This is a genomic window from Candidatus Methanoperedens sp. (genome assembly GCA_027460535.1).
In the GTDB taxonomy this organism is placed as follows: domain Archaea; phylum Halobacteriota; class Methanosarcinia; order Methanosarcinales; family Methanoperedenaceae; genus Methanoperedens.
Genome location: JAPZAR010000024.1, coordinates 78,677 through 90,324, shown reverse-complemented (window position 1 = coordinate 90,324; position 11,648 = coordinate 78,677). Strand labels below are relative to the sequence as shown.

23 protein-coding genes and 1 pseudogene are annotated in these 11,648 nt (G+C 46.2%); all 24 read left to right on the top strand.

The window, feature by feature from the left end:
- Positions 1-56: 56 nt before the first annotated feature.
- The 24 genes and pseudogenes from O8C65_10360 (at position 57) to O8C65_10245 (ending at position 11,648) form a co-directional block, all read left to right on the top strand.
- Complete coding sequence (locus O8C65_10360; protein MCZ7357326.1) at positions 57-257, top strand: type II toxin-antitoxin system HicB family antitoxin; 201 nt, start codon at positions 57-59, stop codon at positions 255-257.
- Positions 258-566: 309 nt separating this feature from the next.
- Entirely contained in the window at positions 567-1,574 is a 1,008-nt protein-coding gene (gene rpl3p / locus O8C65_10355) for a 50S ribosomal protein L3 (protein ID MCZ7357325.1), read from the top strand.
- A 5-nt stretch (positions 1,575-1,579) separates the two neighbouring features.
- Positions 1,580-2,332, top strand: a complete 753-nt coding sequence (rpl4p, locus tag O8C65_10350) for a 50S ribosomal protein L4 (GenBank protein ID MCZ7357324.1) — start codon at positions 1,580-1,582, stop codon at positions 2,330-2,332.
- The gene (locus O8C65_10345) at positions 2,329-2,574 is read left to right on the top strand and encodes a 50S ribosomal protein L23 (GenBank protein ID MCZ7357323.1); all 246 of its coding nucleotides are present in this window, start codon (positions 2,329-2,331) and stop codon (positions 2,572-2,574) included. The genes rpl4p and O8C65_10345 overlap by 4 nt, the downstream gene beginning before the upstream one ends.
- 9 nt (positions 2,575-2,583) lie before the next feature.
- Complete coding sequence (locus O8C65_10340; GenBank protein ID MCZ7357322.1) at positions 2,584-3,294, top strand: 50S ribosomal protein L2; 711 nt, start codon at positions 2,584-2,586, stop codon at positions 3,292-3,294.
- A 6-nt stretch (positions 3,295-3,300) separates the two neighbouring features.
- Positions 3,301-3,714 (top strand): 30S ribosomal protein S19, encoded by a 414-nt coding sequence (locus O8C65_10335; GenBank protein MCZ7357321.1) that lies wholly within the window; start codon positions 3,301-3,303, stop codon positions 3,712-3,714.
- A gap of 5 nt (positions 3,715-3,719) precedes the next feature.
- Positions 3,720-4,166 carry a 50S ribosomal protein L22 gene (locus O8C65_10330; GenBank protein ID MCZ7357320.1) on the top strand — a complete coding sequence of 149 codons (447 nt, stop codon included), beginning with the start codon at positions 3,720-3,722 and terminating at the stop codon, positions 4,164-4,166.
- Positions 4,166-5,044, top strand: a complete 879-nt coding sequence (locus O8C65_10325) for a 30S ribosomal protein S3 (GenBank protein ID MCZ7357319.1) — start codon at positions 4,166-4,168, stop codon at positions 5,042-5,044. Before O8C65_10330 ends, O8C65_10325 begins: the two co-directional genes overlap by 1 nt.
- Positions 5,044-5,244 (top strand): 50S ribosomal protein L29, encoded by a 201-nt coding sequence (rpmC, locus tag O8C65_10320; protein ID MCZ7357318.1) that lies wholly within the window; start codon positions 5,044-5,046, stop codon positions 5,242-5,244. Before O8C65_10325 ends, rpmC begins: the two co-directional genes overlap by 1 nt.
- Positions 5,244-5,555 carry a ribonuclease P protein component 1 gene (locus O8C65_10315; protein MCZ7357317.1) on the top strand — a complete coding sequence of 104 codons (312 nt, stop codon included), beginning with the start codon at positions 5,244-5,246 and terminating at the stop codon, positions 5,553-5,555. The genes rpmC and O8C65_10315 overlap by 1 nt, the downstream gene beginning before the upstream one ends.
- A gap of 14 nt (positions 5,556-5,569) precedes the next feature.
- Positions 5,570-5,893 (top strand): 30S ribosomal protein S17, encoded by a 324-nt coding sequence (locus O8C65_10310; GenBank protein MCZ7357316.1) that lies wholly within the window; start codon positions 5,570-5,572, stop codon positions 5,891-5,893.
- Positions 5,890-6,288 carry a 50S ribosomal protein L14 gene (locus O8C65_10305; protein MCZ7357315.1) on the top strand — a complete coding sequence of 133 codons (399 nt, stop codon included), beginning with the start codon at positions 5,890-5,892 and terminating at the stop codon, positions 6,286-6,288. Before O8C65_10310 ends, O8C65_10305 begins: the two co-directional genes overlap by 4 nt.
- 9 nt (positions 6,289-6,297) lie before the next feature.
- Entirely contained in the window at positions 6,298-6,639 is a 342-nt protein-coding gene (gene rplX / locus O8C65_10300) for a 50S ribosomal protein L24 (GenBank protein ID MCZ7357314.1), read from the top strand.
- A gap of 2 nt (positions 6,640-6,641) precedes the next feature.
- Entirely contained in the window at positions 6,642-7,334 is a 693-nt protein-coding gene (locus O8C65_10295) for a 30S ribosomal protein S4e (GenBank protein MCZ7357313.1), read from the top strand.
- A 9-nt stretch (positions 7,335-7,343) separates the two neighbouring features.
- Positions 7,344-7,841 (top strand): 50S ribosomal protein L5, encoded by a 498-nt coding sequence (locus tag O8C65_10290; GenBank protein ID MCZ7357312.1) that lies wholly within the window; start codon positions 7,344-7,346, stop codon positions 7,839-7,841.
- Complete coding sequence (locus O8C65_10285; GenBank protein ID MCZ7357311.1) at positions 7,842-7,994, top strand: 30S ribosomal protein S14; 153 nt, start codon at positions 7,842-7,844, stop codon at positions 7,992-7,994.
- Between the two features lie 9 nt (positions 7,995-8,003).
- Positions 8,004-8,393, top strand: coding sequence for a 30S ribosomal protein S8 (locus tag O8C65_10280; GenBank protein MCZ7357310.1), 390 nt, complete (start codon positions 8,004-8,006; stop codon positions 8,391-8,393).
- 9 nt (positions 8,394-8,402) lie between these two features.
- Positions 8,403-8,933 carry a 50S ribosomal protein L6 gene (locus O8C65_10275; GenBank protein ID MCZ7357309.1) on the top strand — a complete coding sequence of 177 codons (531 nt, stop codon included), beginning with the start codon at positions 8,403-8,405 and terminating at the stop codon, positions 8,931-8,933.
- Between the two features lie 5 nt (positions 8,934-8,938).
- A pseudogene (locus tag O8C65_10270) lies at positions 8,939-9,103 on the top strand (helix-hairpin-helix domain-containing protein).
- Between the two features lie 54 nt (positions 9,104-9,157).
- Positions 9,158-9,586, top strand: coding sequence for a 50S ribosomal protein L32e (locus O8C65_10265; protein ID MCZ7357308.1), 429 nt, complete (start codon positions 9,158-9,160; stop codon positions 9,584-9,586).
- A 1-nt stretch (position 9,587) separates the two neighbouring features.
- Entirely contained in the window at positions 9,588-10,034 is a 447-nt protein-coding gene (locus O8C65_10260) for a 50S ribosomal protein L19e (GenBank protein MCZ7357307.1), read from the top strand.
- A gap of 5 nt (positions 10,035-10,039) precedes the next feature.
- Complete coding sequence (locus O8C65_10255) at positions 10,040-10,558, top strand: 50S ribosomal protein L18 (protein ID MCZ7357306.1); 519 nt, start codon at positions 10,040-10,042, stop codon at positions 10,556-10,558.
- A gap of 4 nt (positions 10,559-10,562) precedes the next feature.
- Positions 10,563-11,186: a 30S ribosomal protein S5 gene (locus tag O8C65_10250; protein ID MCZ7357305.1), complete on the top strand. Its 624-nt coding sequence runs from the start codon at positions 10,563-10,565 to the stop codon at positions 11,184-11,186.
- Complete coding sequence (locus O8C65_10245; protein ID MCZ7357304.1) at positions 11,187-11,648, top strand: 50S ribosomal protein L30; 462 nt, start codon at positions 11,187-11,189, stop codon at positions 11,646-11,648.

The following is an 11,648-nucleotide window of genomic DNA, read 5'->3' as shown; positions in this document are numbered from 1 at the left end:
AAGAACGGCGCTGATTCACAGTAACCATATAAGTACATATATGCAAAATAAACACCATGAAATTTAAAGTCGTTATCACAGAAGGCGAAGATGGCTGGTACGTTGTCGAAGTTCCTTCGCTTCCGGGCTGCATTTCTCAGGGAAAAACAAAAAAGGAAGCTCTTGAGAACATAAAAGAAGCCATAGAACTCTACCTTGAACCTGAAGAAGATATTTCCCTCATGGGTGCAGGACAGGTAGCAGAGGTAACGGTTTGAAGTTGCCTGTTATTTCTGGAAAAGATACAATAAAAGCGCTGGAAGGCGCTGCGCTGGAAAATACAGACACCGCCCAAAGCATTTATATACTTCGTCTTCGTTTAAAGCGGAAAGTACGATGCGTGTATCATAACGCACGTTGAAGTCGATCAAAGTCGGATTTGATGAATTGCAGGGGCCAATGCGGTTTTCGTAAGCCCGTAAATGCATGTAAGTCAAAATCTATTTGTGAAGACCTATTGCAGACATTCTGCAGCGTGTAAACATCCTCGTATCAGTATCATATATAGTCGATAAAGGAGAAACAAAATGTCTCATCCACACAGACCAAGGCGCGGGTCTATTGCATACAGTCCGCGCGTAAGAGCACGAAGTGAAATCCCCCGTGTGAGAGCATGGCCCATCAAAAAAGAGGCGAAGCTAATGGGATTTGCGGGCTATAAAGCGGGAATGACGCATGTAGTAATGACAGACAATGTCCCGAACAGCCTGACTTCAGGGATGGAAATCTCAGTCCCTGTAACCATTCTCGAGGCTCCACCAATGAAGGTCGCAGCTATACGGGTTTACAAGAATTCCACTTACGGTGCCAGTGCAGTCGCAGAGGCATGGACGACCGAGCTTGATAAGGAGCTCAACCGTGCTATGGCCGTTCCAAAGAAGCACGACCTTCCCAAAGCTTTAGCGAAGATAGACCAGCTTATTAAAGATGGTTTCGCCAGCGATCTCAGGGTCGTTATGTACACACTACCTGAAAAGGTCACAGGTATTCCAAAGAAAAAACCTGAGATCATGGAAAATAATATCGGCGGCACTGACCTGAAGACGAGGTTTGAGTATGCCAAGACCCTTCTTGGAAAATCCGTCAATATAAGCGATGTGTTCAACAATGGCGATACCATCGATTTGATTGCTATAACCACGGGAAAGGGATTGCAGGGGCCAGTGAAGCGCTGGGGTATACAGCTCCAGAAATCCAAACACTCAAGGGCAGGAAGCGTGCGAGAAATCGGGACGCTCGGGGCCTGGCATCCCTCGCATGTGAGCTGGAGGGTACCGCAGCTTGGCCAGACCGGATACCACCAGAGGACTGAGTTCAACAAACAGATAATGCAAATAGGTAAGGATGGCAAGAATGTTACCCCCGATGGCGGAATTTTAAACTACGGCATTGTCAGGAACGATTACATTATCATCAAGGGCAGCGTGCCAGGCCCGGCGAAGAGACTTGTTCGCATGCGCCCTGCTATAAGATCAAAGAAACAAATACCGGCTCCGGAGCTAACGTATATAAGCCTCGAGTCAAAACAAGGGTGATCCTAATGGAAGCGAACATAATAGATTTAGCAGGAAATTCAACTAAAAAGATCTCATCAAAGCTATTCGATGAACCTTACCGCCCTGATCTTATTAAGAAAGCGGTTCTTGCTTCCCAGGCGAACCGGCAGCAGCCATATGGACCACATATGTATGCAGGTCTCCGGACATCGGCTGAAGGGTGGGGACCTGGAAGAGGCGTCTCGAGAGTCGCCAGGCTCAAGAACGGCAGCAAGGCTGCCAGAATCCCTCAGGCGGTCAAAGGCAGGGAAGCACATCCTCCAAAGCCGGAAGCCGACAGGACAGAAAAAATCAATGATAAAGAACGAAGCAAAGCCATAAGATCAGCCATTGCGGCAACTGGAGATAACCAGCTGGTCCAAAATCGCGGCCATAAGTTCCAGGCACAGTTACCGTTGATCGTTGTTGATGAACTTTCCTCACTTACAAAAACAAAAGATGTCAGATCCTTCATGGAAGCGGTCCGTGTATGGGATGATATAGAGAGGGCAAAAGATAAGACCATAAGGGCAGGAAAAGGCAAACTCAGAGGCCGGAAATATAAGAACACGAAGAGCATATTGATTGTCACAGCCGAGGATAAGGGGATTGGAAAAGCCGCCCGCAACCTTGCAGGCGTAGACATCGTAACCTCTGACCAGCTAAACACCGAATTGTTAGCCCCGGGAACTTCAGGCGGGCGTCTGACGATATATACAGAATCTGCCATAACAAAACTCGAGGAGGTATTCCAGTGATCCAGCATCCATACGTGACAGAAAAAGCTACGACCCTGGCTGAAGCGAATAACGCTCTCCAGTTCATCGTTGATGTCAATGATACGAAAGATAAAGTGAAAAAGAATATCGAGGCCCTCTATAATGTAAAGGTTGCCAGCGTTAACACTATGATGACACCTAAGGGTAAAAAGAAAGCCATCGTGGTTTTCCAGGACCCGAACACTGCAACGGAGTTAGCCTCAAGGTTAGGGATATTTTAAGGTGATAATATGGGACATAGAATTATTTCTCAAAGCAGGGGAAAAGGTTCTCCTACATACAAAGCTCCTTCTCATAAATTCAAAGCGAACCTTGAACATCTGAAGGTCACCGAAGGAGTGGTCACAGGAAAAATACTTGAAATCATACATGATACAGCACGGTCAGCCCCAATAGGACGTATATCTTTCAGCAATGGGGAGGAGAGGCTGATGCTTATCCCGGAAGGTGTATCGGTGGACCAAACCATCCAGTGCGGAATATCAGTTCCCGTGGAGCCAGGAAACACATTGACACTTTCCGAGATACCAGAAGGAATACCAATCTGTAATATAGAGTCACAGCCAGGTGACGGCGGGAAATTCGCAAGGGCATCAGGGATGTACGGGATACTTATAGCACATGACGTAGGGAAAACCGTAGTTCAGCTTCCAAGCGGTGAGATGAAATGGCTCAATCCCAAGTGCAGGGCTATTATCGGCGTTGTCGCAGGCGGCGGGCGTACTGAGAAACCCTTTGTAAAAGCAGGAAAGAAATTCCATAGAATGAGAGTGAGAGCGACCAAATGGCCAAGATCAAGAGGCGTGGCTATGAACGTCGTGGACCATCCTTTCGGAGGCGGCGGGCAGCAGCACCCGGGAAGGCCAAAGACCGTAGCCCGCGGTACACCCCCGGGCAGAAAAGTCGGATCAATTGCAGCACGAAGGACAGGAAGAAGGTGACGTAGTATGGCAAAGAAATTATTATCAAAAGTACCCAAAAGGAAAGGTGAATTCACATATCGTGGAAAGACATTGGAGGACCTCAAGAAGTTGAGTCTTGAAGAGTTCGCAAAGCTCGTACCCGCAAGGCAGCGCCGCACAATACTGCGGGGATTCTCTGAAGAGCATAAAAAATTATTACATAAAGTTAAGATAAATGACCCGAATATAAAGACGCATCTGCGGGATATGATAATCCTGCCAGAGATGGTAGGGATGAAAATTGCCATTCATAGTGGCAAGGAGTTTACACCGGTAGAGATGATCCCGGAGATGGTGGGTCATTATATGGGTGAGTTCGTACTTACCCGTAAGAAAGTATCCCACGGTGCAGCAGGTATCGGCGCTACGAGATCGAGCAAATTCATTCCATTGAAGTGATGCACATGAAATTAAATTACTCTATTGAACCAGTCCCTGAAAAAACCGCGAAAGCCATTGGTAAAGAACTTCCGATCTCAAGAAAACATGCACATGAGATATCATCCGCAATAAGAGGTATGAAGATCGATATAGCACGGGGATTTCTTGAGGATGTCTCCAATCTGAAGCGGGCCGTGCCGTATAAGAGGTTTACACGAAATGTTCCCCACAGGAGAGGGATGTGTACCGGCAGGTACCCGCAGAAAGCAGCTAAAGAATTTCTCAAAGTGTTAACAAATGTCGAGAGCAATGCGAGGTACAAAGGGCTTGACTCGGAAAATATGAGAATAATACACGTAGCCACAAAAAAGGGCCATACATACAGGGGAAGATTCCCGAGAGCCCAGGGAAGAGCTACACCTAAAGACCATGAAACAGTCAGTGTTGAAATGATACTGGAGGCGCAATAATGGGAGTAGAACGGAAATTCGTGAAGAACGGTCTCGATAAGGCGCAGATGGCTGAGTACTTCCAGAAACAGTTAGAACGGGCTGGTTACGGAGGTATGAATATCAACCGCACTCCCATGGGTACCCAGGTTACCATATTTGCTGAGAAGCCCGGTATGATCATAGGCAAGGGTGGAAAAACGATACACAAACTCACCCACGACCTTGAGGTAGTTTTCAAAGTTGACAATCCCCAGATAGATGTCCAGGAAGTAAAAGTCCCGGAACTGAATGCACAGATGATGGCTTCAAGGCTGGCGGCCGCAATCGAGCGCGGGCTGTACTTCAGGAAAGCGGGTCATAACATGCTCCGCAGGATAATGGAATCCGGTGCACTTGGCTGCGAGATAGATATCGCGGGGAAACTAACAGGTCCGAGAAAAAGGACGGAAAAGTTCGTCGCGGGTAACATGCTCCATGCAGGAAATCCGGCAATGGAACTTGTGGATAAAGGATTTGCAATAGCGATAAAAAAATTGGGAATAATCGGATGCCGTGTGAGAATCGTTCCGCCCACTATCACACTACCAGGTAAGTTCAAGACGGTACAGGTTGCTGCCGCTGCAGCACCCGAAGCAATGAAACAGGCAGGTATGGAGGAAATTGTGAAGGCATCAGGGGAAAAGAGACCTGAAGCAGCACCTGAAACACCTGCCCCTGTCGTTGAGATAAAACCCGAAGCTCCAGTGTCGGAACCTGAAACACAGGATTCAGAGATTGCCGGAATTCACGATGAGAATATAGAAGAAAGGATGCATGGCGATGTCATGGAACACAGGCATTCAGGCTATGAGTACTGGCACCCAGTACCGCGTATCCATAAGAAGGAGGAAAGCTGATGGCCATACTTCGTGCGGATGAAATCAGGAACATGAATCCTACAGAAAAGCAGGAAGAATTAGACAAACTCAAACTGGAATTAATCCGGGAGCGTGCGATCGCCTCAGCAGGCGGGGCTCCTGAAAATCCCGGCAGATTGAAAGCGATCAGGAGAACGATCGCCAGAATTAGAACGATCCAGAAGGAACCTAAAGAATAATGAAGCTGACACCACACAATATCATACACCATGAACTCATAGGTCTCGATACAAAAGTAGTGGACAGCACAAATAGCTCCCTCATTGGAATTGGGGGACGGATAGTTGATGAAACAAGAAATATACTGACAATAGAAGCTGGTGAACGGATAAAAAATATTCCTAAATCCCGTTCATCTTTCATATTTACTCTTCCATCTTTTGACGGCAAACGTTACTTACCGTTGAATATTAAAGTTGATGGAAGATTATTGCTCTCGCAACCCGAAAATAGAATTCAGACTAAGTTCAAAAGGAAATTCAGGAAATAAATGAGGTAATGATTATGTCACGCGATATCGGGCTGGATGTTCAGCCACCCACAAAAGAATGCACAGATCCAAATTGTCCATTTCATGGAGAACTGCCTGTTAGAGGGCAGGTCCTCAGCGGAGTGGTTGTAAGCGATAAAATGGATAAAACTGTGGTAGTGCAGAGAACATTTGAGAAAAAGATTGTAAAATACGAGAGATACGAAAAGAGAAAAACCAAAGTACATGCTCACAATCCTCCCTGCTTAAGCGCAAAAGAAGGCGATAATGTGACAGTTGCTGAATGCAGACCGCTTTCCAAGACAAAGTCTTACGTGGTCATAGAGGTGGCAAAATGAGAGGAATGAAGGCAAAAATCCCGCGCTCTATGAACTCTGCTGCCAGGATGGAATGTGCCGATAACACAGGTGCGCGTGTGGTTGAGGTGATTTCAGTGTTAAAATACCGCGGTGTGAAGAACAGGCATCCCAGGGGCGGTATCGGGGATACTTTTATAGTGAGTGTCAAGAAGGGAACCCCGGAGATGAGAAAACAGGTCTTCAGGGCGGTTTTGATACGCCAGAAAAAGGAGTTCAGGCGGCCCGATGGTTTGAGGGTCTCATTTGAAGATAATGCATGCGTGATAGTTGATGAGGAAGGCGTGCCAAAAGGCACAGAAATAAAAGGACCGGTTGCACGGGAAGCCGCGGAGCGTTATTCAAAAATAGCATCTGCGGCCTCGGTCATAGTGTAGGTGAAATTCATGGTATCATCACAACCAAGAAAACAGAGAAAATCCAGATATCAGGCCCCGCTTCACTTAAGGCATAAATTAATGGGTGCGATGTTAAGCGATGAACTTAAAAAGAAACATGGCGTAAAAACCATACCAGTCCATACAGGAGATACTGTCAAGGTATTGCGAGGCGACCATAGGGGCACAGAAGGTAAAGTGGCGGCGGTAGACCTTAAGAAAATGACCATCACAGTTGATGGTGTCAGTGTGACCAAATCGGATGGCACTGAAGTACCAAGGCCGATACAGCCCTCAAATGTAATGATCACGAAATTAGAACTCAAAGATGAAAAGCGCCTGGGTGATTGAAAATGGGAAGACATCAAATTAGAGTGGCGGCCCCAAGGTCATGGCCAATTACAAGAAAGACACATGCGTGGGTAGTTGGCGCGAATGCAGGGAGTCACTCAAAAGAAACTGGAATTCCACTGCTCGTGGTCGTCAGAGACATGCTCAAAATAGCAAATAACAGCAGGGAAGCAAAGAGGATCATTAACGAAGGGAACATTTTAGTTGATGGGATAGCGAGAAAAGATTACAAGTACATGACAGGGCTTTTTGATATAGTATCCCTACCAGCGGTGAATGAGTATTATCGCCTCCTTCTCGATGCTAATAACAGGTTCAAACTCTTTAAAGAAAGCCAGGGTGCACTCAAACTATGCAGGGTCAACAATAAGACCGTCCTGAGAAAAGGCGGGGTTCAGCTCAACTTGCATGATGGAAACAACTTGCTTGCGTCCAATGAGTACAAAACGTTTGACACTATAATGCTATCCTTGCCGGATCGAAACATCGCAAAACACATAGCTTATAAAACAGGAAATCTTGCCCTGATCGTGGGAGGAGAACATTCCGGAGAGATCGGGAAGATTAAACAGATCCGTAAGGTCCGGGGTTCAGGAACAAACATGGTCGTGCTTTCAAACGAAAACGAATTTGAGACAATCGAGAATTATGTCTTCATGATAGGTGAATCAACGCCTGAGATCAAGGTGGTTTAAATGGAGCCAATGAGAACACCTTCAATTGACAAGATCACCGTTCATATTGGCACAGGAGAGAGCGGAGAACGATTGACGAACGCGGAAAAATTGCTCGGAACAATCGTCAAACAAAAAACGATACGTGCGGTTGCAAGAAAAACGATACCAACCTTCTCCATAAAGAAAAAGGAACCCATCGGATGCAAGGTAACATTGAGATCAACTAAAGCAGGCGAGTTCCTGAAAACTGCCTTAAAGATCGTCGATAATAAATTGAATGAATCTCAGTTCGATGATAATGGCAACTTTTCATTTGGGATTGAGGAACATACAGATTTTCCAGGGATGAAATACGACCCTTCCATTGGCATCTTTGGAATGGATGTCAATGTGGCTTTAAAAAGACCCGGATACAGGATAAGCAGGCGAAAGATCGAGAAACACAAGATACCGCAGAACCACAGGCTGACAAAAGAAGATGCGATCTCTTTTGTAAAAAGTAAGTACAATGTGGAGGTAATTTAGATGGAAAGAAGTAACAAAAAATTCGGTAGGGGCGCTAATGTCTGCAAACGCTGCAGCAGAAAACAGGGACTTGTCCGAAAATACGGCATATACCTCTGCAGGCAATGCTTCAGGGAAATTGCATACAACATGGGCTTTGAGAAATACACATAGGTGATTCATATGTTATTAGATCCACTCGCAGATGCGATGTCAATAATAAAAAATGCAGAAACTACAGGTAAACCTGAGTGCACGATTAGCCCGGCATCCAAACTCATAGGAAGTGTGCTTAAGGTCATGAAGGATAAAGGATACATCGGTGAATTCGAATTCATCGATGATGGTAAATCCGGCCATTTCAAGGTACAGCTTAAAGGAAAGATCAACAAATGCGGAGTAATCAGACCAAGGCACGCAGTCAAGAACATCGAATTTGAAAAATGGGAAAAACGGTTCCTGCCTGCAAGGGGCTTTGGATCCATAATCATAACCACCCCGGATGGTGTTATGACCCATGATGAAGCAAGAGAAAATGGTATTGGCGGGGAATTACTCGCTTATGTATATTAGGTGAATGTCATGGAAACAAAGAGAACGGTAGGGATTCCAGAGGGCGTGAATATCACTATCAGTAACACTACTGTGTCTATTTCAGGCCCTCTCGGATCACTCCAGAGAGAACTCTGGTATCCCAGAGTCAGTATCAAGAAAGCTGATTCAGAAGTGATTATTGAGACCGATGAAACGAGAAGAGAACAGCTTGCAATACTGGGCACGTTTGAATCCCATTTGAAGAATATGATAACTGGAGTAACCAAGGGATATGAGTATAAGATGAAAATGGTTTATTCGCATTTTCCTATCCAGTTAAAGACCGAGGGGAACCAGCTATTAATAGCCAATTTCCTTGGCGAAAAGAAATCAAGAAAAGCAAATATCCTGGGAAATACCAAGGTCACAATAAAAGGGGACCAGGTAATTGTCAACGGGATAAATAAGGAAGAAGTCGGACAGACGACCGCCAATATTCAGCAGGCCACAAAGATCAGAAGATTTGACCCGAGGGTGTTCCAGGATGGAGTATACCTCGTTGAGCGGTCCGGACGGTGAGAAATATGGAAGATGATGCGATTAAACAGCTCACGACCCTCGATGGTGTGGGAAAAGCGAAGGCCAAATTACTCTTCGATGCAGGATTCACCACTATTAAGTTGATCAAGAAAGCAGATGTGGATGAAATTGCTGGTATTAAGGGAATAGGCGAGAAACTCGCACACAAAATAAAAGAGTCTTCTGATAAAATCGTTATCGAAGAAGAGAAGCCCGAAGAGAAAATGGAAGCACTGGAAGCTCCAAAGATCACTATCGCTATCGATGAAGAAACAAAGAGACTACTTGAAGTGAGGAAGAAACAGAAAAGCAAAAAGCCGACCTTCAAGCAAACGGATTCCCACAAGAAGAAGAAACTCGCTGATTACTGGAGAAGACCCGACGGTATTCATAATAAAACGCGCTATGCTGTTAAGGGGAAATGCCCGCTTGTGGAAGCCGGATACGGCAGCCCGGCGCTCGTCAGGGGTCTGCATCCATCAGGATTTGAAGATGTTATCGTGAACAATACTAAGGAACTCGAGTCCCTGAAGGCAGGGAAGCAGGCAGCCAGGATAGCCCGTACTGTGGGATCGAGAAAGCGTATACAGATAGAGGCGAAGGCCGCCGAGTTAGGGTTGAAGATTTTGAACCCCTCAAGGAGGGAAGAATAATATGACAGACCTTGCAAACCAGCGACGATTGGCTGCTGAAGTAATGGATATCGGAGTAAACAGGGTATGGATGGATCCGGATGCCTCCAAGGACATAGAAGCAGCCTTAACGAGGGAAGATATCCGTAAACTGATCGAAGAAAAAAAGGTCGGTAAAAGGGATATCAGAGGGGTCAGCCGCGGAAGAGCCCGAAAGGTGGATGAGACCCGGGCTTACGGGCACAGAAAAGGGCATGGCTCCAGAAGCGGCGCAAAAGGTGCTCGAAGACCAAAGAAAGAACAGTGGATGAAAAAGATCCGGGCGCTGCGCAGCCGGCTCAAGGAACTCAAAGATAACAACACTATAGATGTGCCGACATACAGGAAATTATATCTCAAAGCAAAAGGCGGAGAATATAGAAGCAGGGCGCACCTGAATGCTCATATTGAGCAGCTCAAGGAGGCTTGAATTTTATGGCGACAGGAGCACGATACCGGGTACGGTTCAGACGGGCCAGGACGGGCAAGACGGATTACAGGGCTAGAAAACAGCTTCTCATATCCAGAAAACCCAGGCTCGTAGTCAGGAAAAGTCTAAAGAATACGATCATACAGTTAGTTTTACTTGATAAAAAAGGCGATGTTACCATCGCTTCAGCGAACACCAGCGAGTTAAAGAAATACGGGTATGACGCAGGTACAGGAAATATTCCCTCGGCTTACCTCACAGGGTTATTGCTGGGATACCGTGCGAAGAAAAAAGGACAGACCGAGGCAATACTTGACCAGGGCATTTGTCATACCACGAAAGGCGGCAGGATATATGCTGCTTTGAAAGGAGCAGTGGATTCAGGTCTGGAAATACCGCACAGTAAAGAGATTTTCCCATCAGAGGACAGGATAACGGGAAAGCATATCGATAAATACAGAAAGACCAACATATCAGGCCAGCTTGAGGCGGCGAAACAAAAGATTCAGGGCGAGTTCAGGTGAAAAAATGAGAGACAGAGAATTCGAAGAAGGACGGGTTGAATGGATACCACAGACAAGACTGGGTAAACTCGTCAAGGAAGGACAGGTAACAACCATGAGCGAAGCCCTTGAGTCCGGGTTGCCGATAAGAGAATCCCAGATAGTGGACGCATTGATCCCGGAAATAAGGGATGAAGTCCTGGATATAAACATGGTCCAGAGGATGACAGACTCCGGAAGGAGGGTGAAGTTCAGAGCCACGGTAATAGTAGGTAATGGAGATGGCTTCATAGGCCTGGGAGAAGGAAAAGATGTCCAGGTCGGTATCGCAATAAGGAAGGCAATAGACGCCGCAAAAATGAATATGATTGGCATCAAAAGAGGATGCGGTTCCTGGGAATGCGGCTGCGGTCAGGGGCATACGGTGCCGTTCGGTGTAAAGGGCAAGTCCGGAAGCGTTGAAGTAGAACTCATACCTGCTCCCAGAGGTCTTGGTCTGGCTTCAGGGGGAACCGCCAAAAAGGTCCTTGAAATCGCCGGTATAAAAGATGTATGGGCAAGAGCAGCGGGCGAGACACGAACAACGGTCAATTTTGCGAAAGCGACATACAACGCGCTTATGAGAACCACTACTATGAAGGTGAAATAAATGTACGCAGCAGTCAGACTCCGCGGAGGCGTGAAAACAAGGCGGGATATAAAGGATACACTCTCCATGCTGCATCTTGACAGGATAAATCACTGTGTCATACTTCCTGATACCCCAAATTACAATGGTATGATACGGAAAACTAAAGATTTCATTGCATGGGGCCCCATTGATCCTGAGACACTTGCACAGATGCTGGAGAATAGGGGAAAACTGGAAGGTGGAAAGGCATTGACCCTGGATTACCTTACAAAGAACACGAAATTTAAATCATTTCTTGAACTGGCAAAGGCTATCTGCGAGGGAAAAGCCTCGATATCTGATATTCCGAAATTGAAACCGGTTTTCAGGATGCATCCGGCGAGAAAAGGTCTCAAGGGAACCAAGAGGAACTTCCTGGAAGGCGGAGACCTTGGATTTCATGGGGATGAAATAAATACTTTGCTTAACAAAATGAGGTAA

What these genes read in the sequence shown, in the direction of transcription:
- O8C65_10360 (MCZ7357326.1), top strand. Translation starts at nt 57, where the DNA reads ATGAAATTTAAAGTCGTTATCACAGAAGGCGAAGATGGCTGGTACGTT.
- rpl3p (MCZ7357325.1), top strand. Translation starts at nt 567, where the DNA reads ATGTCTCATCCACACAGACCAAGGCGCGGGTCTATTGCATACAGTCCG.
- rpl4p (MCZ7357324.1), top strand. Translation starts at nt 1,580, where the DNA reads ATGGAAGCGAACATAATAGATTTAGCAGGAAATTCAACTAAAAAGATC.
- O8C65_10340 (MCZ7357322.1), top strand. Translation starts at nt 2,584, where the DNA reads ATGGGACATAGAATTATTTCTCAAAGCAGGGGAAAAGGTTCTCCTACA.
- O8C65_10335 (MCZ7357321.1), top strand. Translation starts at nt 3,301, where the DNA reads ATGGCAAAGAAATTATTATCAAAAGTACCCAAAAGGAAAGGTGAATTC.
- O8C65_10330 (MCZ7357320.1), top strand. Translation starts at nt 3,720, where the DNA reads ATGAAATTAAATTACTCTATTGAACCAGTCCCTGAAAAAACCGCGAAA.
- O8C65_10325 (MCZ7357319.1), top strand. Translation starts at nt 4,166, where the DNA reads ATGGGAGTAGAACGGAAATTCGTGAAGAACGGTCTCGATAAGGCGCAG.
- rpmC (MCZ7357318.1), top strand. Translation starts at nt 5,044, where the DNA reads ATGGCCATACTTCGTGCGGATGAAATCAGGAACATGAATCCTACAGAA.
- O8C65_10315 (MCZ7357317.1), top strand. Translation starts at nt 5,244, where the DNA reads ATGAAGCTGACACCACACAATATCATACACCATGAACTCATAGGTCTC.
- O8C65_10310 (MCZ7357316.1), top strand. Translation starts at nt 5,570, where the DNA reads ATGTCACGCGATATCGGGCTGGATGTTCAGCCACCCACAAAAGAATGC.
- O8C65_10305 (MCZ7357315.1), top strand. Translation starts at nt 5,890, where the DNA reads ATGAGAGGAATGAAGGCAAAAATCCCGCGCTCTATGAACTCTGCTGCC.
- rplX (MCZ7357314.1), top strand. Translation starts at nt 6,298, where the DNA reads ATGGTATCATCACAACCAAGAAAACAGAGAAAATCCAGATATCAGGCC.
- O8C65_10295 (MCZ7357313.1), top strand. Translation starts at nt 6,642, where the DNA reads ATGGGAAGACATCAAATTAGAGTGGCGGCCCCAAGGTCATGGCCAATT.
- O8C65_10290 (MCZ7357312.1), top strand. Translation starts at nt 7,344, where the DNA reads ATGAGAACACCTTCAATTGACAAGATCACCGTTCATATTGGCACAGGA.
- O8C65_10285 (MCZ7357311.1), top strand. Translation starts at nt 7,842, where the DNA reads ATGGAAAGAAGTAACAAAAAATTCGGTAGGGGCGCTAATGTCTGCAAA.
- O8C65_10280 (MCZ7357310.1), top strand. Translation starts at nt 8,004, where the DNA reads ATGTTATTAGATCCACTCGCAGATGCGATGTCAATAATAAAAAATGCA.
- O8C65_10275 (MCZ7357309.1), top strand. Translation starts at nt 8,403, where the DNA reads ATGGAAACAAAGAGAACGGTAGGGATTCCAGAGGGCGTGAATATCACT.
- O8C65_10265 (MCZ7357308.1), top strand. Translation starts at nt 9,158, where the DNA reads ATGGAAGCACTGGAAGCTCCAAAGATCACTATCGCTATCGATGAAGAA.
- O8C65_10260 (MCZ7357307.1), top strand. Translation starts at nt 9,588, where the DNA reads ATGACAGACCTTGCAAACCAGCGACGATTGGCTGCTGAAGTAATGGAT.
- O8C65_10255 (MCZ7357306.1), top strand. Translation starts at nt 10,040, where the DNA reads ATGGCGACAGGAGCACGATACCGGGTACGGTTCAGACGGGCCAGGACG.
- O8C65_10250 (MCZ7357305.1), top strand. Translation starts at nt 10,563, where the DNA reads ATGAGAGACAGAGAATTCGAAGAAGGACGGGTTGAATGGATACCACAG.
- O8C65_10245 (MCZ7357304.1), top strand. Translation starts at nt 11,187, where the DNA reads ATGTACGCAGCAGTCAGACTCCGCGGAGGCGTGAAAACAAGGCGGGAT.